19 protein-coding genes and 1 pseudogene are annotated in these 20,191 nt (G+C 48.7%); 9 read left to right on the top strand and 11 right to left on the bottom strand.

Features of this window, described 5'->3' with window-relative positions:
* Positions 1-144: 144 nt before the first annotated feature.
* From MCG44_RS05910 to MCG44_RS05900, 3 genes are all read left to right on the top strand, one after another.
* Positions 145-1,059, top strand: coding sequence for a LysR substrate-binding domain-containing protein (locus MCG44_RS05910; protein ID WP_186852059.1), 915 nt, complete (start codon positions 145-147; stop codon positions 1,057-1,059).
* A 147-nt stretch (positions 1,060-1,206) separates the two neighbouring features.
* Positions 1,207-1,599: a tautomerase family protein gene (locus tag MCG44_RS05905; protein WP_147572106.1), complete on the top strand. Its 393-nt coding sequence runs from the start codon at positions 1,207-1,209 to the stop codon at positions 1,597-1,599.
* A 98-nt stretch (positions 1,600-1,697) separates the two neighbouring features.
* Entirely contained in the window at positions 1,698-2,891 is a 1,194-nt protein-coding gene (locus tag MCG44_RS05900; protein ID WP_240287254.1) for a M20 metallopeptidase family protein, read from the top strand.
* Between the two features lie 958 nt (positions 2,892-3,849).
* Here the strand turns inward: MCG44_RS05900 and MCG44_RS05895 are convergent.
* From MCG44_RS05895 to MCG44_RS05885, 3 genes are all read right to left on the bottom strand, one after another.
* Complete coding sequence (locus MCG44_RS05895; protein ID WP_186852057.1) at positions 3,850-4,797, bottom strand: hydroxyacid dehydrogenase; 948 nt, start codon at positions 4,795-4,797, stop codon at positions 3,850-3,852.
* 226 nt (positions 4,798-5,023) lie between these two features.
* A complete protein-coding gene (locus MCG44_RS14990; RefSeq protein WP_186852056.1) occupies positions 5,024-5,881 on the bottom strand; it encodes a MurR/RpiR family transcriptional regulator in 858 nt (285 codons plus the stop codon).
* 314 nt (positions 5,882-6,195) lie between these two features.
* Positions 6,196-7,125 (bottom strand): LysR family transcriptional regulator, encoded by a 930-nt coding sequence (locus tag MCG44_RS05885; RefSeq protein WP_240287252.1) that lies wholly within the window; start codon positions 7,123-7,125, stop codon positions 6,196-6,198.
* 179 nt (positions 7,126-7,304) lie between these two features.
* Between MCG44_RS05885 and MCG44_RS05880 the strand changes: the two genes are divergently transcribed.
* From MCG44_RS05880 to MCG44_RS05860, 6 genes are all read left to right on the top strand, one after another.
* Positions 7,305-8,324 (top strand): C-terminal binding protein, encoded by a 1,020-nt coding sequence (locus tag MCG44_RS05880; protein ID WP_186852054.1) that lies wholly within the window; start codon positions 7,305-7,307, stop codon positions 8,322-8,324.
* A 46-nt stretch (positions 8,325-8,370) separates the two neighbouring features.
* A complete protein-coding gene (locus tag MCG44_RS05875) occupies positions 8,371-9,045 on the top strand; it encodes an RraA family protein (RefSeq protein ID WP_186852053.1) in 675 nt (224 codons plus the stop codon).
* A 419-nt stretch (positions 9,046-9,464) separates the two neighbouring features.
* Positions 9,465-10,505: a tripartite tricarboxylate transporter substrate binding protein gene (locus MCG44_RS05870; protein ID WP_240287250.1), complete on the top strand. Its 1,041-nt coding sequence runs from the start codon at positions 9,465-9,467 to the stop codon at positions 10,503-10,505.
* 82 nt (positions 10,506-10,587) lie between these two features.
* The gene (locus MCG44_RS05865; protein ID WP_240287249.1) at positions 10,588-10,764 is read left to right on the top strand and encodes a hypothetical protein; all 177 of its coding nucleotides are present in this window, start codon (positions 10,588-10,590) and stop codon (positions 10,762-10,764) included.
* The gene (locus MCG44_RS15110) at positions 10,691-11,056 is read left to right on the top strand and encodes a tripartite tricarboxylate transporter TctB family protein (protein ID WP_412531152.1); all 366 of its coding nucleotides are present in this window, start codon (positions 10,691-10,693) and stop codon (positions 11,054-11,056) included. Before MCG44_RS05865 ends, MCG44_RS15110 begins: the two co-directional genes overlap by 74 nt.
* Positions 11,057-11,068: 12 nt before the next feature.
* The gene (locus tag MCG44_RS05860; RefSeq protein ID WP_240287247.1) at positions 11,069-12,622 is read left to right on the top strand and encodes a tripartite tricarboxylate transporter permease; all 1,554 of its coding nucleotides are present in this window, start codon (positions 11,069-11,071) and stop codon (positions 12,620-12,622) included.
* A 260-nt stretch (positions 12,623-12,882) separates the two neighbouring features.
* Here MCG44_RS05860 and MCG44_RS05855 read toward each other — a convergent pair whose 3' ends face one another.
* The 8 genes and pseudogenes from MCG44_RS05855 to MCG44_RS05825 form a co-directional block, all read right to left on the bottom strand.
* Positions 12,883-13,521 carry a nitroreductase family protein gene (locus MCG44_RS05855; RefSeq protein ID WP_240287246.1) on the bottom strand — a complete coding sequence of 213 codons (639 nt, stop codon included), beginning with the start codon at positions 13,519-13,521 and terminating at the stop codon, positions 12,883-12,885.
* Between the two features lie 3 nt (positions 13,522-13,524).
* Positions 13,525-13,644, bottom strand: a pseudogene (locus MCG44_RS15105) (4Fe-4S binding protein); the annotation flags it as partial.
* A gap of 91 nt (positions 13,645-13,735) precedes the next feature.
* A complete protein-coding gene (locus MCG44_RS05850; RefSeq protein WP_147572103.1) occupies positions 13,736-13,984 on the bottom strand; it encodes a TIGR04076 family protein in 249 nt (82 codons plus the stop codon).
* 83 nt (positions 13,985-14,067) lie between these two features.
* A complete protein-coding gene (locus MCG44_RS05845; protein WP_147572102.1) occupies positions 14,068-14,838 on the bottom strand; it encodes an IclR family transcriptional regulator in 771 nt (256 codons plus the stop codon).
* 156 nt (positions 14,839-14,994) lie between these two features.
* Positions 14,995-16,377, bottom strand: coding sequence for an allantoinase AllB (gene allB, locus MCG44_RS05840; RefSeq protein ID WP_207721878.1), 1,383 nt, complete (start codon positions 16,375-16,377; stop codon positions 14,995-14,997).
* Between the two features lie 23 nt (positions 16,378-16,400).
* Complete coding sequence (locus MCG44_RS05835; RefSeq protein WP_186852049.1) at positions 16,401-17,594, bottom strand: Zn-dependent hydrolase; 1,194 nt, start codon at positions 17,592-17,594, stop codon at positions 16,401-16,403.
* Between the two features lie 114 nt (positions 17,595-17,708).
* The gene (locus MCG44_RS05830; protein ID WP_147572100.1) at positions 17,709-19,148 is read right to left on the bottom strand and encodes a sodium:solute symporter family protein; all 1,440 of its coding nucleotides are present in this window, start codon (positions 19,146-19,148) and stop codon (positions 17,709-17,711) included.
* Between the two features lie 261 nt (positions 19,149-19,409).
* Positions 19,410-20,057 carry an aspartate/glutamate racemase family protein gene (locus tag MCG44_RS05825; protein ID WP_240287244.1) on the bottom strand — a complete coding sequence of 216 codons (648 nt, stop codon included), beginning with the start codon at positions 20,055-20,057 and terminating at the stop codon, positions 19,410-19,412.
* Positions 20,058-20,191 lie beyond the last annotated feature (134 nt).

Genomic DNA, 20,191 nt, shown 5'->3' with positions numbered 1-20,191 from the left:
TCCTTGTCTATCATAGCACCACCAAGCTACTGAGCCAAGATCAAGAGAATATTGCAATCTCCCCGGTTTTACAGTATAATATTCAAATATTCTAAAACATTTCTGATCTATGCGACCCAACGAACAGGAAGGAGCGTTTTGGCTGTGGACACACAAAAACTTATCTATTTTATCGCGGCGGTCAAGCATTTAAATTTTACCAAGGCCGCCAATGAGTGCCATATTGCTCAGACAGCCATGAGCCGCTATATCTCCTCCCTAGAACGTGAACTGGGCTTCCAACTGTTTTACCGTGACAACCGAAACGTATCCCTGACCGCAGCCGGCGAATCCTTCTACCAAGAGGCTGTCCTCCTGACCGAGGGGCTAGAGCGGGCCGCCGCGCAAGCCCGTCTAATCGCCAATGGATATGAAGGGGTGCTGCGCATCGGCTTCGGTCCCTCCGCCGAGCGTGAGCTTGTCGTCTCCTCCATGGAGCAGTTTGTTCAGCGTTACCCAAAAGTGGAGCTCATTTGCCTGGAGTATAACTACAGCCTTCTTGTGGACCATCTAGCCCATGGCTTTCTCGACGTCATCTTCTCCCTGTCCTGTTGCCCCGGCACTGTAGAGGGCACCATCTATAAGGAAATCAAGCGGTCTGATATCTATGTGATGATGAGCAAGCGCCATCCCCTGGCTAGCAAGGACAAGCTGGATCCCCAGGATCTCAATGGGATGGATTTTGTCATTCATCAGGAGTCCGGCGGTCCAAAATCTCCCAAAAACTTTATTGAAAGCTGCTCTCTCCTGGGATTCCGCCCCAACAGCACCCTTGTGGTCAACACCTACGAGGCCAAAAAACTCACGGTTCAGGTCAGCCGCAAAGTGGCGTTGATCACCGCCGGGCAGAAGAAGCTGCTCGACTCCAATTTCCGAGTGTTTCCTCTCACTGGCAGCTCTCTCCAGGCTATGTTTTATATCACCATGCTCCAGTATAACACTAACCCGGCGGCTAAAGCCTTTTATGACCTGCTTCCCGCCCTGCCTCCAAGAAAGAAGGCCTCTATTTCAGGCACATAAGTTGGTCATCGTGTTTTTATGGCATCGGCAGCCCCCAATAAGGGGCTGCCGATACGTTTTTGTTCTGATGTCACACATTTTTAGCATTTTACACTGGAGCGTTCTTGTGCTATTTTTTAGAAAAAGGTTTGAAAGGAGTCCTGAAATATGGCTATTGTGACAGCAATGATTCCCGCCGGCTTTGGTCCGGAGAAAAAGGCCCGTTTTATCAGCGAAACCAAGAACGCCCTGTGTGAAGCTTTTGACCTGATTCCCATGGCGATCTCCCTCTGGGTCCAGGAGTATGAGCCGGAAAATATGTGCCCCGACGCCGCTAAGAAACGTGTCCTCATCGTATACACCACCGAAGGCAAGCCCGACGAACAGAAAAACAAGGTGGGACAGCTCTTCGACCAGGTTTGCGGCGACGTCTTTGGCGAGCAGAAGGGGGATACCTTTGTTATCTTCAAGGAGCATCCCAATTCCAATGTGTGCGCCCGTGGTGTACTGAAGACCATGGACCCAAAGCCCCCCATCAATCCCTATCGCAGCCAACAATAATACGCCCCTCGCCCGGTCCTGATCCTTTCATCGGCACCGGGCGAGCTCCTATCCCATCTGAACGGGGCCCGTGCCCCTCTTTCTAGGAGGATATCACTATGACAGATGTGCTGAAAGAAGCTCTTGCCCTAAAGGAATACTGCACTGGCTGCCGCCAGACCGTCCATCAGAATCCTGAGCTCTCCTTCCAGGAGTTTCAGACCACCGCCTTTATTCGTCGGCAACTAGAAGAAATGGGGGTAGAGATCCTGCCTCTGGAGCTGGAGACCGGCCTAGTCGCCATCATCCGGGGCGGTCTGGGCGATGGTCCCGTCACCGGCCTTCGGGCTGATATCGATGCCCTTCCTCTCACCGAAGAGAGCGGTGTCCCCTATTCCTCCCAAAATCCTGGCGCAGCCCACTCCTGCGGACATGATGGTCATGTGGCCGTCCTGCTGGGCGTAGCCAAGCTGCTCCACCAGTGGCGGGATCGGTTTTCCGGCGTGGTAAAGCTGATTTTCCAGCCCGGGGAGGAGGGACTGTATGGCGCCCTCAAGATCGTTCAGTCCGGCGCCCTGAAAGATCCTGACGTGGAGGAGGTGGTATGCCTCCACGGGTGGCCCTATCTAAAGGTAGGTGAAGTGGGAGTATGGCCCGGAGAATATATGGCCTCCGCCGATATGTTCCAGGTCCGGGTCATTGGCCAGGGTGGACACGGTGCCCGGCCCTATAAAGCCATGAACCCCATCCCCGCCGCCACCCTAGCGGTTAGCGCTCTACAAAACATCGTATCCAGCGAAATCGTCACCGCCAAGCAGGCGGTGGTTAGTGTGTGCTCCATCCATGCCGGCGACGCCTTCAATGTCATCCCTGGCGAAGTCAAGTTCGGCGGTACGGTCCGCTGCCTGGACCCCGGCGTTCGGGATGAACTGGAGTCCAAAATCCGACGTACTGTCGAGGGGGCCGCCCAGGCACTAGGCTGTCGGGCTGAGATCGAGTATACCCGCGGCGTTCCCGCCCTATACAACGATCCCGGCGTGACTCAGAATCTAGAGAAGGCTATGGTCAAAGCCCTGGGTCAGTCCCACGTCAAGCCCTTGGATGGCCCAGTCATGGGGTCTGAGGACTTCTCCAATTTAGTAAGCGCAGTGGGTAAGGGCGCTTTCTTCCGGCTGGGGATCGGCTGGCCCGATGGCACTGAGTACACAGCTTTGCACAATGGGGCCTTTAACTTTAACGATGAGGCCATCCCCTACGGTATTGCCGTTATGGTCCAGTATATCCTGGACCGTCACAGTAAGGACGCCCGATAATATCAGGTGTATAGCGTGTCGTCACCGCGACGCCATAAACACTTAAAAACTCCTCCCCTGCAAGACATCTTTGACAAGGGAGCTTCGAACTGCCCAGCCCCCGTCAGATACTGCAGAAGCAGTATCTGACGGGGGCTTTTTCATCTATGAAGTTCTACCCTACTCCATGTTTTCTTCAATTGTGCCAATGAACCCAATTATCCTTATCATGATTTCCCCTGTCTGTCGAGAATACTTCCCTCACCTCATGTTCTAATTATGAACCACGACCTTCCGTATGAACATCCGCACCTCTGAAAACCACCTTCCGCTGATGTATGCCTGGATCCAGGAGACGATACACGCCTCACTTCCAAGCCGATAGGTAAGTGGTTATTAGGTGACTGCCGCAGTATTTGCTCGGTGTAGTGCCGTGGCATACCATATTCAACGTATACACCAGTTCGGAATATTGTCTTTGTAACCAACCGTCGTTTATCCGCCGTACCAACTGAAACGATCTCCCCGGTCTATGAAAAGTTCATGACTGCCCTTGCTTACGAGACATTCTTTTCCACTCTATATTGGAGAATAATAGAAAACCCAGACAGCCTTTGTCCGGGTTAAAATATTTTTGATGAAAAGAGTTCTAAAGTTATTTCAGAAAAGTTGTAACCGGCATTATTAGTTACATTATTTAAGAAATTCTTCATCTTCATTTCCTTCAGCCGCATAAGCCTTGTCCATGAACGCCAGATACTTGGGATACGAAGGACTCTATTTAGATATTCCTCGTAAATCAGAAGGTTTCTCTTGCCAATCTTATCGCAGTTATTTTAGTAAAAATTGCCCCCCAATATTATATGGGAAACATATGACTATCTTTTATCAGTCCGGGCAATAGGACGAAACATCTGTACAACAAGGCCCTCTCAAAACGGGACAACAACACCGCATGAGAGGGCCTTTTCATAAAGTATTATATAATCTTGTAAGTAGGTTCCCTGCCGGAAAATACTTCGTCGATCCCTTTTGCAGCATCAAGCACCATACGGACCATAGCCTCATGCGTTGTGCCTGCACAATGAGGAGTCATAATTACCTCATCCATATGGAAAAGCGGATTATCAGGCACAGCTGGCTCCGGGTCACTCACATCCAAACCGGCGCCTGCAATTTCCTTATTTCGAATAGCCCTTTCCAGTGCCGTTTCATCTACGATTTTTCCACGGGCGGCATTAATTAAAACTGCCGTAGGCTTCATGATCTGGAATTCATGATTACTGATACTCTTAATATTTTCTGGCGTCGCCGGGATGTGGACACTGACATAGTCCGCCTGTGCCAACAATTCATCCCGATTATGTACCAGCTTTACCTCACCAATGTCTCTATTTTCAGCTAAAAATGGGTCATATGCAATAACACGCATACCAAAGCCATGTATCGCCATATTGGCCACTGCCATTCCAATTCTACCAAGGCCAAGTAACCCTAGGCACTTGCCATGAATCTCATCATTTGGATAGAGATCACGTACCTGAGGATTTCCATTCGCATATTCACGAGAAAAATAAGGAATTTTTTTTGCGCAGGCAAGGAGAAGCGCCATGGTATGTTCAGCGACAGATAGGGAATTGGCATTTGGCGCAAAAACAACTCGAACTCCTTGCTTTTCCGCGGCTCCGACATCAATATTATCGTAGCCCGCGCCATGTTTTGCGATCACTTTCAGTTGAGGATTTTTTTCTATAATCTCCTGGTCAATGATAGCTACTCGGACAAGTACAGCATCACAATCCTGAATATCCTCTAACAATGATAAGTGATCAATTCCATGTCCACGCTTAACCTGATACCCATGTTCCTCTAGATAGTCAATTCCTTCCTGAGCGACAGTTTCAGAAATTAAAACCCGATGTGTCATATGATTATTTGCCTGCCTTTCTTTTAAGGGTTGTGGTTATAGGCAAGAACGCAGAAAGTAGTATATACTACAAACTTGATTATAGGCACTACACACACAACATTCAATGGCAGACTTTTTCTAAAATTTCTCTATGCTTTTTGGATAACTTGTCGTTTAGTCCGCTATACAAGGCAAAAAAAGTGACAAAAAAGAATAGATTTTGTAGTGGATGACAAGATCGTCATTACAAGAAGGGGGCAGTAAATTTTTCACGCTCCTCCATATGCATTTGATATTTCTGAGGCTCTCTCCAACAAAGCATAGCCAATAAATATTCTAAAACACTAATTGACCCAGCAGCGGAATTTAGGAAACTCATATGTTTTGTTTCTACTAATAGGACAACGTCGGCAACCTGAGCCAAGGGAGATGCGGTACTATCAGTAAGGGTAATCAAAGAAATCCCCTGACTTTTGATTAAATTAGCCAATATAAAATCACTTTTATAGTATCGGGCAAAACTGATCGCAAGCGCTACATCATTTTGACACAAGTTTTGAAGCAATGCAGCATCATCACTGGAACCAGCAGTTATAGTCCGTACATCGTCCATCAAAAAACTAAGCGCCCGTGCAAAATAGAGTGCAATCCCCTGGCACCCATGTAGTCCAAGCACCAGATGCCTTCGAGCACTAGACAAAAGATTTACCGCCCGCTCATATTGTTGAAAGTCATTTTGTCGAAGGGACTGTTCCACATTATTTAGCAAAAGATGGAGCAGTTCAGCGGGACGATTTAAATATTCATACTTTTTCACTTGCACATCCAGGCGCTTGTCTGGCGGATATTTACCTAGATTTATCTGCGAAAGCTCTTGTGTCAAATTGCTATGCAAATCATTTTTTAAATCCGCAAAACCTTTGTAGCCAATTGCTCGTGAGAAACGAATAATAGAGGCGTCGCTTACTCCTACTTCACGTGCAACCGCCAAGCTGCTCATTGTGCAAATTCGATTTTGATGTTTTAAAAAATAGTCCGCAATTTTTAACTGTCCATGAGTAAGTCGGGCTTGTTGAATGCGCCGAACAAAAGAAGTGTTCACCCGAAGATCCCCCTATTACAATCAAGGTGGTTTTACAGGATTGAGCTACGGCCGTTATCCGTTCCTTTTTCACATCTGATACCAAAGCTGTTAGAATGAGAAAATCCCGGCCTGGTGTTATCCCCTAAAGGCCATTGTGCCCCTCTTAGGAACTCCGCTAACCAGTCTCTCATTCGCAGCGTTAGAGCTATGACTGATCGATTACTTCCAGACAGTTTAATCCTGACTGCTACTTGAGTGGTTGTGGTTTTGCGCTTTTTCGCCTCTTTTATCGCCTATAATTAATTTCATACTGTATTACACTCCTTAATCGATCAAGCTGGATAGCTATATAATTCTTTGATTGTATCTATAAATAATCTCATAGTACGTGTAATATGTGAGTTTTTAGGATAGACAATGGCAATTTCCCACTCAAGAGGAGGCGTTCCGAACTCAAAGAGGACGACATTTTCAGGCAAATGCTCCATCTTGGTACATAGCGCAGGGATAGATGTAAAATATTCTGTACAATTAACTAGATTCAGTGCGGTCACGATATTTTCTGTACTCCAAATCTCTCTAGGATGCACATCATGTTGATTAAAAAATCGCTGGTTTAAACGGCAGAGCAGCTGACCTGGCTTTAGATTAATAAATTGTTCGCCATTCAGTAAAGAAACGTCAAAATTGTGTATACCATCAGGGCCTGCCGGCTGCTGCAACGCATGTTGGACAAGTAAGTGCCGTCGATTTCCGGCCAGATAGATCTTCTCCATCCCAAGACTTTCATAAGTAGCAGGGAAACTAAAGTTAGATGGTACACTCATCAGGCAAAAATCCACCTGGTTGTTCAGCATAGCGCTTTCAAATGTGTAGCTTTTGCCCTCCACAACATTAATTTTTATATGTGGATACCGACTCCGAAACAGCGGCAGAAGAGTGGGGAGCATAATACTGCTCCTCCAGCTTGTAATACCAAATGTAAATTCTCCCTTCTCATCATTGCGTATTTTATCAAAATCATCCTGAAGCTGATGATTCAGGTCGGCCATTTTATTGACATAGTCAAGATATAATTTCCCGGCATAGGTCAATGAAAGCGGGGAGGAAGATCGATCAAATAGTTGAATATTGAGGCTTTCTTCAAGGCGACTTAAATATTTGCTAAGAGATGGTTGAGTAACATATAGTGCTTCAGCAGCCTTTGTTAAACTGCCAAGCTTCGCAATAGTCAGAAAATAATCGTAATTTTTATACAACATAGCTCTTACCTTCAGATTCTCCCGGAGTCTATATGACATAAAAGGAATGTTGATTATATTATATATTGAATTGTACTTCTCGTCAATGATATGCTATCATTAAGCCAAATCAAATTGTGCAATATACATAAACCGAAGCATAAAGTCAAAATCATTTGGGTCAAAAGGAAGGGAGATATATGGAAAGAGCAGTAGTCGTAGATAAAGATTATGGCAGTGTATCGTCCGAAGAATTGGAGAAAGTACGAGCAGCTTATGCCCAGGCAGGTTTAAAACTGGATACACAACACTTTATTACAGAAGAAGAAATTATCAGTGGCTGTCAAGGAGCAATTGCAATTTTAGCGACCGGAAATCCCCCTATTACACGCAAAGTTATGGAAGCGTTACCACAACTAAAATATGTACAACGTTTTGGTGTAGGCGTCAATTCCATTGATTTGAACGCAGCTGCAGAACTGGGTATCGTCGTTTTAAATCTGCCTGGTTTTTGTGCTAAAGAGCTTGCAGATTTAGCCACGGCTATGATTATGGGATTAATCCGTAATACCAATTACTATGACCGCGAAATTCGCAAGGGTGGTTGGCCTAAGTGTCAATACTTACTCCCTGGGGATGTTCGAGAGATGACCTTAGGGCTTTTCGGGTTTGGTGGGGCCGCCCGCCACTTGCATGATATCTTCTACAATGGATTTGGTACAAAAATTATTACATGTGACCCCTATATTACAGACGAAGTTAAGCGCCAGTATCCACATGTGAAGTTTGTATCTTTTGATGAGCTGCTCACGGACAGTGATATCATATCGATACATGTTAATCTTACTCCTGAAACAACCCATATTTTTAGCGAAGACGCATTCCGCAAAATGAAAAATACAGCTATGATTATCAATACGTCTCGCGGCCCAGTGATTGATCAGAAAGCACTTGCATGGGCCTTACAAAACGGTGAAATCCTTTATGCCGGCTTGGATACCGTGGAAAAAGAGCCGATAGAAGCAAATGATCCGTTGCTTAAAATGGACAATGTAATTTTGAGTCCCCATAGCGGATCATATGGTGTGGGAGCAAAAAAGACGCAAATTACCATGGTATGCCAACTGTTGCCTGACGCCCTCACGGTGGGAAAGCTGCCTCGTCGCTATGTAGCCAATCGCGCAGTTTTAGACAAAGATTTAGGACTTAAGTTTATTTGAAACGAACCGAAGGCTAATTGGTACAAATAGGGTAAAGGAGAGCAAAATGAGTATAGGAAACAAAATTGTATATGAAATCAACCGGCCTGATAAAAAACTGGTAGAACTGTTCCGAGAGATGCCAGTGGCCAACATCGATGATAATATGGGACGAATTGCAGCGGTAGACGCGGCAATTCGTCCCATGAACCGGAGCCCTTTACTGGGCACAGCCTTTACAATCCGTATGCCGCAGGGAGACAACCTCATGTTCCACAAAGCTATGGATATGGCTTTGCCTGGGGATGTCATCATGATTGACGCTGGCGGTAGTGTAGACCGTGCCATTTTCGGTGAACTAATGGTCAGCTATTGCCGAGTTCGGGGGATCGCCGGTATTGTCTGTGATGGGGCGATCCGCGATCTTGATGGAATTAGCACACTGACAGATTTTGCTGTCTATGCAAAAGGTGTAACCCCCAATGGGCCTTACAAGAATGGACCTGGAGAAATCAATGTTCCTATTGTTATTGGAGGGAAAACAGTAAAACCAGGAGATATTATTGTCGGAGATGGAGATGGTATTGTTATTATCGATCCTGTAGACGCTGAAGCACTGGCCGCCGCTACCTGCAAGACGATGGAAAAGGAAGCAAAAATTATGGAAAATATTATCCATAAAGGCGAATATATTCGCCCTTGGGTAGATGAAAAGTTAAAAGAAATCGGGTGTGATTTTTAAGTTTTTTTCTATTCAATGCATCTAGAAACAAATCCAACCGAGAATTAGAACACTTAGCGCGGATATCGTTTAAATTGATCCAACTCATGAACAACTCGAAACCTTCTCTGTAATCTATCACGAATGTGTCTTTATGAAAATCTTTTGTTTCACAGGGGTAACAGTCACTTCATTCACTACATTAAATTACCTTATAAATGAAGAAATTTTTCATTCCCCCTTTAAGAATCGGAAAAATAGATAAAAACGGCCCTTCTTTTCTATAAATATTTTCCGATTGAATGAAGTAAATGTAGAGGCTATACTTCAAATTGTAGTGATAGTTTCCTGGTATTTAGTCTCCAGTGTAAGGTATTGTCGATTTGTTCGGGAACCCACCCCCGTACAAATAAAAATTAGGATGAAAAGGAGAATAGATTATGAAAAAGAAACTTGCATCCATTACCGCGTTGTCCTTGGCTCTGGTAATGACCTTAAGCGCTTGCGGAAACAACAACACCAAGACGCCCTCTACATCCGCTGACGGTGGTACGTCTACATCAGCACAGGCCCCTTCTCAAACCGGAACCTACCCAGGAAATAAAAATATTACACTGTACTGTGGCTATTCTGCCGGCGGCAGCTCCGACACCCTGTGCCGTCTGATGGCGGTTAAGGTCGGTGAGATTCTCGGTACTACCTGTACCGTCGAAAATGTTACGGGCGCCTCTGGTTGGGTGCTATGGAATCAAATGCTGGAGAGTACCGACCCCGATGGATATAGCTTTTTCCTCATCAACAGCCCCAATGTAACTGCCGGTAAATACGATGTGAATAACACGATGAAGTATGATCATAATGACTTCGAGTTAATTTGCAACCAGGTTACCGACTCAAGCTGTATGGCCATCCGAGTAGATGATGATCGTTACTCTGACTGGGAGAGCTTTGCAAACTACTGGAAACAGGAAGGTGTAATGATTACCTCCGCATCCGGTATGGGTATTACCTCTGACGATTCTACTACTGATATGCTGGTGGCGAATGACCTTGGTGTTGAAGTAGACATTATTGCTTCTGAAGGCTCTGGTGACAATATTACCTTCTTGCTGAACGGTACCACCGACTTTGTAATGGGTAATGTTTCCGAAATGGCCGCCGGTCATCTGGATGGTCAGTATAAAGTTCTGTGCGTATTTGCTGACGAGCGCGACCCCAATTTGCCCGACGTTCCTACTTACAAGGAGCTGACTGGAACCGACATTACTGGCTGCTCCAGCCGCGGATATGCTATGTTGAAGGATGTGCCCGAGAATATTAAAGTCGTTCTAGCTGACGCAGTTAAGCAGGCGGTTCAGGATCCTGATATGATTAAGCAGCTGTCTGATATTTACACCACCACTGATTTCAAGGAAGGCGAGGAGTATCTAAACTACCTGACCGAAATGCAGAACACTGCCCGAGAGATCTGGGGTGCCTAATCCGCGCTTCATAACATGACAGATATCACATAATAATAGGCGGCGTCCCCCCAGGCGCATCCGCCTGGGGGACGCTGGCTTTGTGTCTTATATCCGCAAAGGGGAGGAGATCCTTGGTGAACAGAAAGGCAAAGCAGGACATTTTTGCCTGTATTTTGATTTACGCATTCATGTTGTTTTGTTTCATGCAGACCTTTACTATGAAAAGCGGCGCCGAAACTATGCCGCGGCTGATTTTGTCAGTGGCTCTGATATGTAATACAGCTCTTTTAGTCCGCACGGTAAGGCAATTAAAAAAGAATCCTTCCAACGAGGGATATACATCTATCTCTGAAATTAAAGTCCCAATTCTGATGTTTTTGGGTGTCGTATTATATTGCGTCCTATTTAGCTTTACGAACTATTTTATCGCAACGGCGATTTTGATCCTCGTATTTATGCTAATTGAGAAAGTCAAGCCGCTTTGGTTGATTTTAACAATAGACGCCGTTTATTTAGTTTTTATTTACGTTTTGTTTGTAGTGGTACTGAAAGTACCTCTGTTGAAGTAAGGGGGCAAGCATATGTTTAACTTAATGGCGCAAGGTGCCGCTATGCTCACACAGCCCGACGTAATCGTTGCAATTATCGCCGGCACATTAGGCGGTATGTTTATTGGCGCTATGCCTGGATTGTCTGCCTCTATGGCAGTGGCGTTGTTGATTCCCGTAACCTTCGGTATGAGTGGTGAGGCAGGCATCACTTTGTTGGTTGCGGTTTATACCTCCGCAATTTATGGCGGTTCTATTACCGCATGTCTGCTCCACACCCCTGGCACTCCTGCATCAGCAGCCACCGCAGCAGATGGATTCGCGCTTACCCGCCAGGGCAAAGGACTCAAGGCAATTGGCACCTCCACCATCTGTTCGATGATTGGAGGAACAATTTCCGCAATTGCATTGCTGTTCATTGCGCCGGCTCTTTCCCAAGTCGCCTTGAAATTCAGCAGCCTGGAGTACTTTCTGATTGGGGTATTCGGTCTTACCATTATTGGGTCTTTGGCCGGCGATAACATGATGAAAGGGTTGCTCTCCGGTTGCCTCGGATTGATTATTGGCTGCGTGGGCCTGGATATCCAAACATCGGCCCCCAGATATTGCTTCGGTTTTTTAGAGCTTCAAGCAGGTATTAACTTAGTCCCCGCTATGATAGGCCTGTTTTCCATCAGCCAAGTCATGTTTTCGATAGAAGATGTAGTAAAAGGAAAATCTACCGTTCTGGATGAGAATGCCAAGAATTTGTCTGGCAGCCCGCTATTACCTTGGCGCGAATTCAAGCCGTTACTTCCCACGATTGCACAAAGCTCTATTATTGGCATTCTTGTTGGAATTTTGCCTGGTGCTGGCGGCGATATCGGCTCTTGGATTTCTTACAACACCGCAAAGAACTCCTCGAAGAATCCTGAACAGTTTGGACATGGCTCGCTTGTCGGTATTGCAGCATCTGAAACCGCCAATAACGCAGTCACCGGAGGTGCCCTGATTCCTCTCTTGACCTTGGGAATCCCCGGTTCTGGCGTGGCAGCTATCATGCTGGGCGGATTGATGATTAAGGGATTGAATCCCGGCTATAAGCTTTTTACTGATGCCACTACCGGTCCTATCGTCTATTGTATTATCTTAGCATTTGCAATCGCAAATATTTTAATGGGCGTTGCCGGATTGCTAGTATGTAAACAGGTAGTTAAAATTTCTACTGTAAAGATGACGATATTGGCGCCGCTGATTATCGCATTGTCCACTGTGGGCTCCTACGCTGTCCAACAGAGCATTTTTGATGTGTGGATTATGTTGATTTTTGGTTTTATCGGCTATTTCATGCGCAAGTACGGATTTGCTACGGCACCTGTAGTTCTGGCTATGATCCTAGGGCCAATAGCTGAAAGCAATTGGAGACAGACATTGGTCATCACGAAGCGTACAGGGCTATTCCAATACTTTTTGACAAGACCAATTTCCATGGTTTTGGTCGTGTTGATTCTTGTAGCATTGTTCAGCCCTGTATTGATGAAAATTATCAATAAGAAGGCCGCCCCTTCTGATCCAGACGTTTTAGCTGACACCGCTCATGAAGATTGATTCTCTGCGATAACCAGATACAGGATAGCAGAAGCATTCGCAACAATATTTTTCTTATAGAACATCGGCTTTTACATGTCAACCTCTGAATATATATAACTATATACCAAGAAGGTATAAGCATATAGGGCTGACGAAAGCAAAGAGTGTGCCGCCTGTGAAAACAGGCGGCACACTTCTTTTACGCATCAGGGTTTTGTTCCATCCATCTCCAATTATTAATCAGGATATGTCGCGGAGCTGTAGCGCTTCAGTCTCTACTATCGCCAAAAAACTTCCAGAGGATCCCTGGCCACAAGCCGTCTGAACTTCACATCAGGGTATCCGAAGATCATGCATCCACAGATTCGTTTTCCTTCCGGCAGTCCTATCAGCGCTCCAAACCGCTTCATATATTCCATTTGAGCGGTCAGCAGGCCCATCTGCCCACACCAGCAGGTGCCCAACCCAAGCGAGGGTGCCATGAGCGACAGAAATGTAAGAGAAAACTGGCTGTTCTCCTTCCATCGCTCGTGGTCCATATCTGCCAGAGTAAATATCAGCTGAGGTGCGCCGTAAAAAAGCGCGTCTGTCTTTTTCTCCTCCTGGACCAGTACAGGGCGCATGACACGGCTTCGCAGTGGAAAGTCCTCCGGCAAAGTTCTTGCGATCTCACAGTATAGTTGATTGATCTGTACCACTTTTTCCCGTCCGCTCACCACCAAATAGCTGATCCCCTGCGCATTCTTCGCGGTCTGAGGATAGCGTCCGGCATTGAGAAGTCTCTCTATGACATCTTTAGGGACCAGATCAGACCGATATCGGCGCACTGACCTGGGTGTCCGAAGGAAGGCCAGAGCCTCTTCCGGGGGCAGGACCAGAGGCTGTTCCGTCTGGAGGGGCGCATATGGATGTTCCATACAGCCGGTGGGACAGACCGCTGCACAATGACCGCAGCGGCTGCATCTGTCCAAATCAATCTTTACCCCATATTCTGTTTGCGTGATGGCATCCGCTTGTAGTACGCATTCTCTATAACACATTCCGCAGGAGGGGCACTGTATTTCGTATGTTCTATCAGCTGCTCTGTTTCCCATTGTTTTCCTCTTTTCAGTCATTTCTGCACAGCGGATCTCAATCCAGGCGCATCACTTGGAATACGACGCTTTCGCCGCAGTCGGGACACTGAACCGGCGTCGGCTTTACACTTCCGCCCCGGCGGGCGGCATATACAAACGGATAAACGGCGTTTAAAGCCACAGCGCACAGTTCCGCGCTCTTTTCCTTTTCAATAAATGCGCCGCTGAAATAGATCTCATCCCCCGCCTGATAGTGGGGGCAGCCGCTCTCCAATACCACAATCTTTGTTTTATGGTCTTCCATGGCGATCCTCCTTTTGTGTTCTGGCCCTGAGCCGGGAAAATGGGTATGGGCCGTCCTGAGGCTAAGTAAAGCCGATAGGTCCTTTATACGATAGACAGCACCTCTTGGATCCTCTCTATCGACGCTTGCAGGGCGCGGCGCATCTGTTCACGGCCCTTATTGGTCATGCGATGCTCCTCCCCTACGATGCCCAAAGAGTAAATGATGCGTCCGTCCCGCCCAAACAGCGGCATGGAAATAGAGGAAACTCCCTCGTCCCGCTCGGAAGTAGATACACAGTATCCGGTTTCCCTAATCTTCTCCAATGTCTTAAAGAGTGCCTCCCGGCCTTCCTCTGTGATGTCAGGGCTGTCCAACTGAATTGCCTTTTCCTGCATCTCCTTAGGGAGATAGGCCAGCAGGACTTTCCCGGTGGAACCTTTGGTCATTCCGATGGCATACCCTACGTTGGAAGATATCTGGAGCGCATTGTTGGATTTTATTTTTGTGATACAGACCGCCTGATAGCCGTCTACCAGGCCGGTCAGGACAATATCCTCGTTAAACCGCTGCCCCAGCAGCTGCATCTCCCGATAGATCATGTCGTCAATAGAAAACTGCTGACGGGAAACAGCCGAGAGGACGATCAGCTTCGCGCCAATCCGATATTTCCCATTTGGCGCGTCTTGGACTAGCCACCCTGTATGTTCCAGCGTTTTGACGATACGAAACACCGAGGTCTTATGCAGTCCTAACTCCTGGCTGATGTCGGTCACACCAAGATATTTGACATCTTTGACCCGATATAGATTCAAAATTTCTGTCGCCCGGACAATGGAATTGATATACTCACTTTCCTTCAGACTTTCCTTCATTTCCGCCCCTCTTTTTCATTTCATGTGAATATCCATTGATAGGATACCGCTTTGGATTATATCCTGTTTCTCTCCGGATTTCAACATGAACCGGCCGGATGCAGAGAGCCCCCGAGCAGTAGCCGGGGGCTCTTTGAGCAGGAAAGAGAGAATAAGTTATTTCTGGGGAGTAACCAGCTGACCGTATCCGGCGCAATCTGGATCCACGACGCCGTCCTCCATCAGAACGCGGCCCCGTACCACCGTATAGTTCAGCTTGCAGCCCAACTCCCAGCCGTCAAAGATGCGGGCGGTCTCACGGGCTTTGCTGTAACTCTTGTTCCGGTCCACCACGGTAGTGTCGTTCATGTCAAATACCACCAAGTCAGCATCCGCGCCGGCACTAATGGTCCCCTTCTGGGGATAGATATTAAAGCACCGAGCGGGATTGACGCACAGCAGCTCCACCACACGCTCGATGGTGGTCTTTCCACGGGCGGCGGCATCCAGCATCAGCGGCAGACGCAGGTCCACGCCGGGGGCACCGCAGAATGCCTTAAAGATGTCCTCGTTCCCCTGCTCTTTCTCCGAGAGCAGGAAGGGGCCGTGGTCACTGCCAATAAAGTCGATGGTGCCATCGTTTACATAGTCCCACAGCTTCTCCACGGTCTCCTTGGGACGCAGCGGGGGGTTGCAGCGGGCAAAGGGACCATACTTCTCCAACGCGGTCTCATCCAACAGCAGGTAGTGGGGGCAGGTCTCCACAAAGACCTTCTGTCCCTCAAAGCGAGCCTTTCTGGCCAGCTCCATGGACTCCACTGTGGACATATGGGCCAGCTCCAGCGTGCATCCTGTCTCCTTGGCAAACATGATGAGCTTTGCTACGGTGGAATACTCCGTGATGGGAGGACGGGACTTACAGTGGTCAAGAGGCTTGGTGTGCCCTTCGGCCCGCATCTTGGCGATGTTATAGGTAATCAGGTCATTATTCTCCGCATGGGAGGCCATCATGAGTCCGGTCTTTGCGATTTCACGCATACCCACCAGAATCTCAGCGTCGTTGGCCATCGTCAGGCCCACGAATTCTTTCTCACGGCCCTCAGGCGCCTGGTGGAGGAAGGATTTATAGGCCACGATGCCCTCCTTGGCGATCTCGGTGATCTCCTCGGGGAACTCTCCGCCAGCCGCGCCGTAAAAGGCGTAGTCCACCACACATTTGTCTCGGGCGATATTCTTGCGGTTATCCAGGATCTCCTTGTTGTACTGAGGAGGCGTGGAAATGGGGTGCTCCAGGATGGTGGTGCAGCCGCCCTGTGCCGCGCTCATGGTGCCGGTGTAAAAGTCCTCCCGGTCATCATGTCCTGGGCTGCGGATGTGAACATGGGTGTCAATGCCACCGGGGATCACATACTTCCCCTCCGCTTCAATGACGCGCTTCGCCTCACCCAGGATGCCGCACTCAGCCACACAGGCAATCTTACCATCCTTGACACCTACGTCGCACTTTTTGAATACTCCATCTACATAGGTGAGGCCATTTTTGACCAAAAGATCCAGCATAGTTATCCTTCCTTTCCAATTTCTCAAAGATCTGTTTTATCCAGAGCTAACACGGTTTCATACAGGACGTCCGCGCCCAGATCGATGTGCTTCGGATCCGTCCATTCGTCTCCATGGTGGCTAATCCCCTTTACACTGGGCACGAACACCATCCCAATGGGGACCCCTTCGTGCGCCATGGGATTTGCGTCATGGCCGGCGCCGCTGGGCATGATGATATGGCTGATATTCAAGCGGGTACAAACATGGTCTATCGTATCAATCAGGGCCGGGTCACAGGGAGTGGAGTACTTTGCCACAGTGTTCACAAAAGTAAACTCACAGTTGGATATCTCCTTGGCCATCGCCTGGATATCTGCATAGAACTGATCTGTGACCGCCTTGTCCATGTGCCGCATCTCAAAGGTTGCGACTACCTCGTTGGGAATAACATTCTCCTGCCCTGGGGCAACAGAGAGCTTTCCTACGGTGAACACCAGGGTATCATCCAGCTCTCTGGCGCGGGCATCGGCCCCCACAATGAGCTTGGACATCCCTACCAGCGCATCCTTGCGGCTGGGCATCATCGTCGTGCCGGCATGGTTACTGATCCCGTGGGCGGTCACCTCATAGCGGACAACGCTGACGATCCCGCTCACGACGCCAATATCCAGCCCGGCGCTGTCCAGCTTGTCACCCTGCTCAATGTGGTACTCCAAATAACACCCATATTTATCCAAGTCCTTTTTGGCAGCTCGGACATTTTCCGGTTTCATTCCATACTTGGCCAGCCGTTCAGCATAGCCGGGAGCCTCCGCATCCACCATACCAGCCACACAGCGGCTTCCAAAAGTGCCCCCCAGAGGGCTGGATTCCTCCAGGTTAAAGCCCCAGATCTCCAGCGGATGCTTCAATGCCCGGCCCTGCTCCTTCAAGCGGTAAACCACCTCCAGCGCGCCAGTAACGCCCAGCATACCGTCAAAGACGCCGCCCTTGATCACCGTATCCAGATGAGATCCGAGTACAATGGACTTGGCCTCCGGGTCAGTGCCAGGGAGGATGCCATGCAGATTTCCAACCGGATCCTGCTCCGCTTTCATCCCCAGGGCCTCCATCCTCATTTTGACCTGCTCCAGGGCCTGGAAATACCCCTCTGACGCGCCAAGCCTCGTGATAGAACCGTCCTCATTCCGGCCGATCCCCCCGATCTCCTGGAGCATATCGTTTAACCGACTCATGATCACTGTCACCTCGTCTAACATATATCCTTCATCCCAGGTCCAGTTCCCCTAAGATGGTTTCTCTCAGCACCGGGATATCTCTGGAGATATCCCGGTGTCTGATTTCAAAAATTACTGTTTGCCAAACAGGTTCTCCATTACTTCCTTGTCGGCTGTATCATTTGCGCTGGCAGGCGTAATCCAGGAGGCGACCATGATGACCACGAAGCAGACGGCGCAAGCCGGCAGAGCGGGCATGATGCCAAAGGGCTGGTTCAGCGCGTACCAGATAACTGCGGTGACAAAGCCACAAACCGCGGCGATCATGGCGCTGATCTTGTTCGCCTTCTTATAGGCGACGCCCACCATAGTGGTGACTGCCAGGGCGGAACCCATCAGGGTAACGGCCTTCGCCTGGAAGGTCTGGATGGTATCATTGATGAAGAAGGTCAATACCACGCTGCCCACACCGAACACGATGGTGGACACACGGGACACCAGCAGCTCCTCCTTATCCGTCACGTTGCTCTTAACCTTGCAGTAGAAGTCGTGGGTAAAGGTGGTAGCTACTAGCAGCAACAGAGAGTCAGCGGTAGAAATGATGGCGGCGACCACAGCAGCCAACATCACAGCGCCCATCAGAGGAGTCACCTCGGACATAATCAGGGTGGTGAACACCGCGTCCTGCTTCTCAATGCCGGGATGGATCAGGATGCCGCACAGACCGATGATAGCCAGAGGCACATAGAACAGCAGCAGGCCGATGCCGGTGATGCCCTGGGACTTGGAGGCAACCTCAGGAGACTCAGCCGACATGAAGCGAGCCACGAACTGGGGAGCGCCAAAGTTGCAGATACCCCAGGTAATGACCCAAGACAGGGCGGTCATGGGCGGGATAGAGACACTGAAGCCCTGGACAAACTCCGGGTCAACGGCAGCAATGCCCTCGTTCATGGCGGTAAAGCCGCCCACACGGAACAGGAATTCTCCCGCGATGATCCACACGCCCACGATGATGACCAGCGCGCAGACCGTATCCGTCCAAGCCACAGCCTTCATACCGCCGATACAGGTAAAGACGATAAAGACCAGCAGCAGAATAACGCAGCAGGTAATGGTGCTCCAATCAACAAAGGACTGGAGCAGGATGACAGCGCCAGTGACCTGATTGGCCAACAGGGCAGTACAACACAGCACGACCAGCAGGGAGGCCGGAATAGAAAAGGCCCGGCTGTACCGCTTCTCAATAAACTCAGGCAGAGTATTGCATTCACTCTGACGGACCTTTCTGGCAAAGTAAATACAGGCCAGGAAGGAGGTCATCAGGGTTCCGGCGGCATTCCACCAGCCGGGCCAACCATTCAAGTAATAATAGCCCATATAGGACATGATGGAGGTGGCCGAAACAATGGTGGCGAAATAAGTGCCGGCCATGGGGATCTTACCAAGGGACTTACCAGCTACCATCCAGTCCTCGGAGCTTTTTACACCTCTGGAGATCATGATACCAATGATGGCCAAGCCAATCATGAACGCAACTGTGACCGCTAAGTAAATCGTGTTGTTATTCATCCCTTCTTACCCCCTTTCTTATCCTTTATGGAAACATAGACCAAGGGGAAAATCCCAAAAAAGAGATAAACAGCCCAGAGGAATATGCAGCTTCCAGAAACTCCCATGTTTCTTCATCCTTTCTGTTTGATACTGATTACAGGCTAAAATACCGGGAAATGGGCTTTTGCGTTATCTTATGTCCTCCTTTCTCAAGCAAACCGGGGTGCTCATTCCTTTGAACTCTATGCCCTCCTCTCCAAACGAGCTGCCCCACTCGGCCTATCCCAGAGTCTTTCTCTGATACTCCTTGTTATGAACCGCTCCATCCGCAAGGATCAGGGCCCATATCAGACCGTCAAAAACTGGTACACTCAGCTCTTGCTCCAGGGCGCTGTCCAGGCCGCTATAATTGGCACAGCCCAGCACGATGGCGTTAACTCCTGGGACCTGCAGAGCTTTTCTCCCTGCATCCAGCAGGTGCTCCTTCTCGTTCCCTCCGCTGACCACCACAGTCCTCAGTTCTTCTTCACAGTGGTATTTTCGGGCGAGGGCGAATTTTTTGGGAATGATCTTCTCAGACGGAGTAATCACCGCATATCCGCCATGCAGCATAGCCGCCATCCTCATCGATGCTTCGGCAATGCCAAAGACGGGCTTGCCACCGGCTACTTCCCGTACCAAGTCCAGATTTGGGTCGGCATGGCAGGCCAGGATAAAGGCATCATATCGTTCTCTCCCCGCCCGTACCGTGGCGATCAGTTCCATGGCAGAGGCCGCCTGGTCCTCATAGGTGACCACCAATTTGGGGGCTGTTCTCATGGACACCACGTCGAACTCTCCCCGGTCCTCCAAAAACGACTGTGCCGTTTTGGATAACACATCTGCCGTTTCCTGGTCGCTATTTGGATTGATGATCAACACTCTCATCGCTTTCACCTTTCCAATCCAATTTACACAATATTGAAACATATTTCTTTAAGTTGACGGCATAATCCACTCTGGGACCCATAGACGTTCCGTCATTGTTCCAAATGTATCTTGATGATAAATATGTCTTGTCC

Source organism: Lawsonibacter sp. OA9, from assembly GCF_022440585.1.
Note: the sequence above shows the minus strand (reverse complement) of the source record. Positions and strands in the feature narration are given on the sequence as shown.

Coding starts and splice junctions, on each gene's coding strand:
- MCG44_RS05905 (WP_147572106.1), top strand. CDS start 1,207: ATGGCTATTGTGACAGCAATGATTCCCGCCGGCTTTGGTCCGGAGAAA.
- MCG44_RS05900 (WP_240287254.1), top strand. CDS start 1,698: ATGACAGATGTGCTGAAAGAAGCTCTTGCCCTAAAGGAATACTGCACT.
- MCG44_RS05895 (WP_186852057.1), bottom strand. CDS start 4,797: ATGACACATCGGGTTTTAATTTCTGAAACTGTCGCTCAGGAAGGAATT.
- MCG44_RS05885 (WP_240287252.1), bottom strand. CDS start 7,125: ATGTTGTATAAAAATTACGATTATTTTCTGACTATTGCGAAGCTTGGC.
- MCG44_RS05880 (WP_186852054.1), top strand. CDS start 7,305: ATGGAAAGAGCAGTAGTCGTAGATAAAGATTATGGCAGTGTATCGTCC.
- MCG44_RS05875 (WP_186852053.1), top strand. CDS start 8,371: ATGAGTATAGGAAACAAAATTGTATATGAAATCAACCGGCCTGATAAA.
- MCG44_RS05870 (WP_240287250.1), top strand. CDS start 9,465: ATGAAAAAGAAACTTGCATCCATTACCGCGTTGTCCTTGGCTCTGGTA.
- MCG44_RS15110 (WP_412531152.1), top strand. CDS start 10,691: ATGCAGACCTTTACTATGAAAAGCGGCGCCGAAACTATGCCGCGGCTG.
- MCG44_RS05860 (WP_240287247.1), top strand. CDS start 11,069: ATGTTTAACTTAATGGCGCAAGGTGCCGCTATGCTCACACAGCCCGAC.
- MCG44_RS05855 (WP_240287246.1), bottom strand. CDS start 13,521: ATGGAACATCCATATGCGCCCCTCCAGACGGAACAGCCTCTGGTCCTG.
- MCG44_RS05850 (WP_147572103.1), bottom strand. CDS start 13,984: ATGGAAGACCATAAAACAAAGATTGTGGTATTGGAGAGCGGCTGCCCC.
- MCG44_RS05845 (WP_147572102.1), bottom strand. CDS start 14,838: ATGAAGGAAAGTCTGAAGGAAAGTGAGTATATCAATTCCATTGTCCGG.
- allB (WP_207721878.1), bottom strand. CDS start 16,377: ATGCTGGATCTTTTGGTCAAAAATGGCCTCACCTATGTAGATGGAGTA.
- MCG44_RS05835 (WP_186852049.1), bottom strand. CDS start 17,594: ATGAGTCGGTTAAACGATATGCTCCAGGAGATCGGGGGGATCGGCCGG.
- MCG44_RS05830 (WP_147572100.1), bottom strand. CDS start 19,148: ATGAATAACAACACGATTTACTTAGCGGTCACAGTTGCGTTCATGATT.
- MCG44_RS05825 (WP_240287244.1), bottom strand. CDS start 20,057: ATGAGAGTGTTGATCATCAATCCAAATAGCGACCAGGAAACGGCAGAT.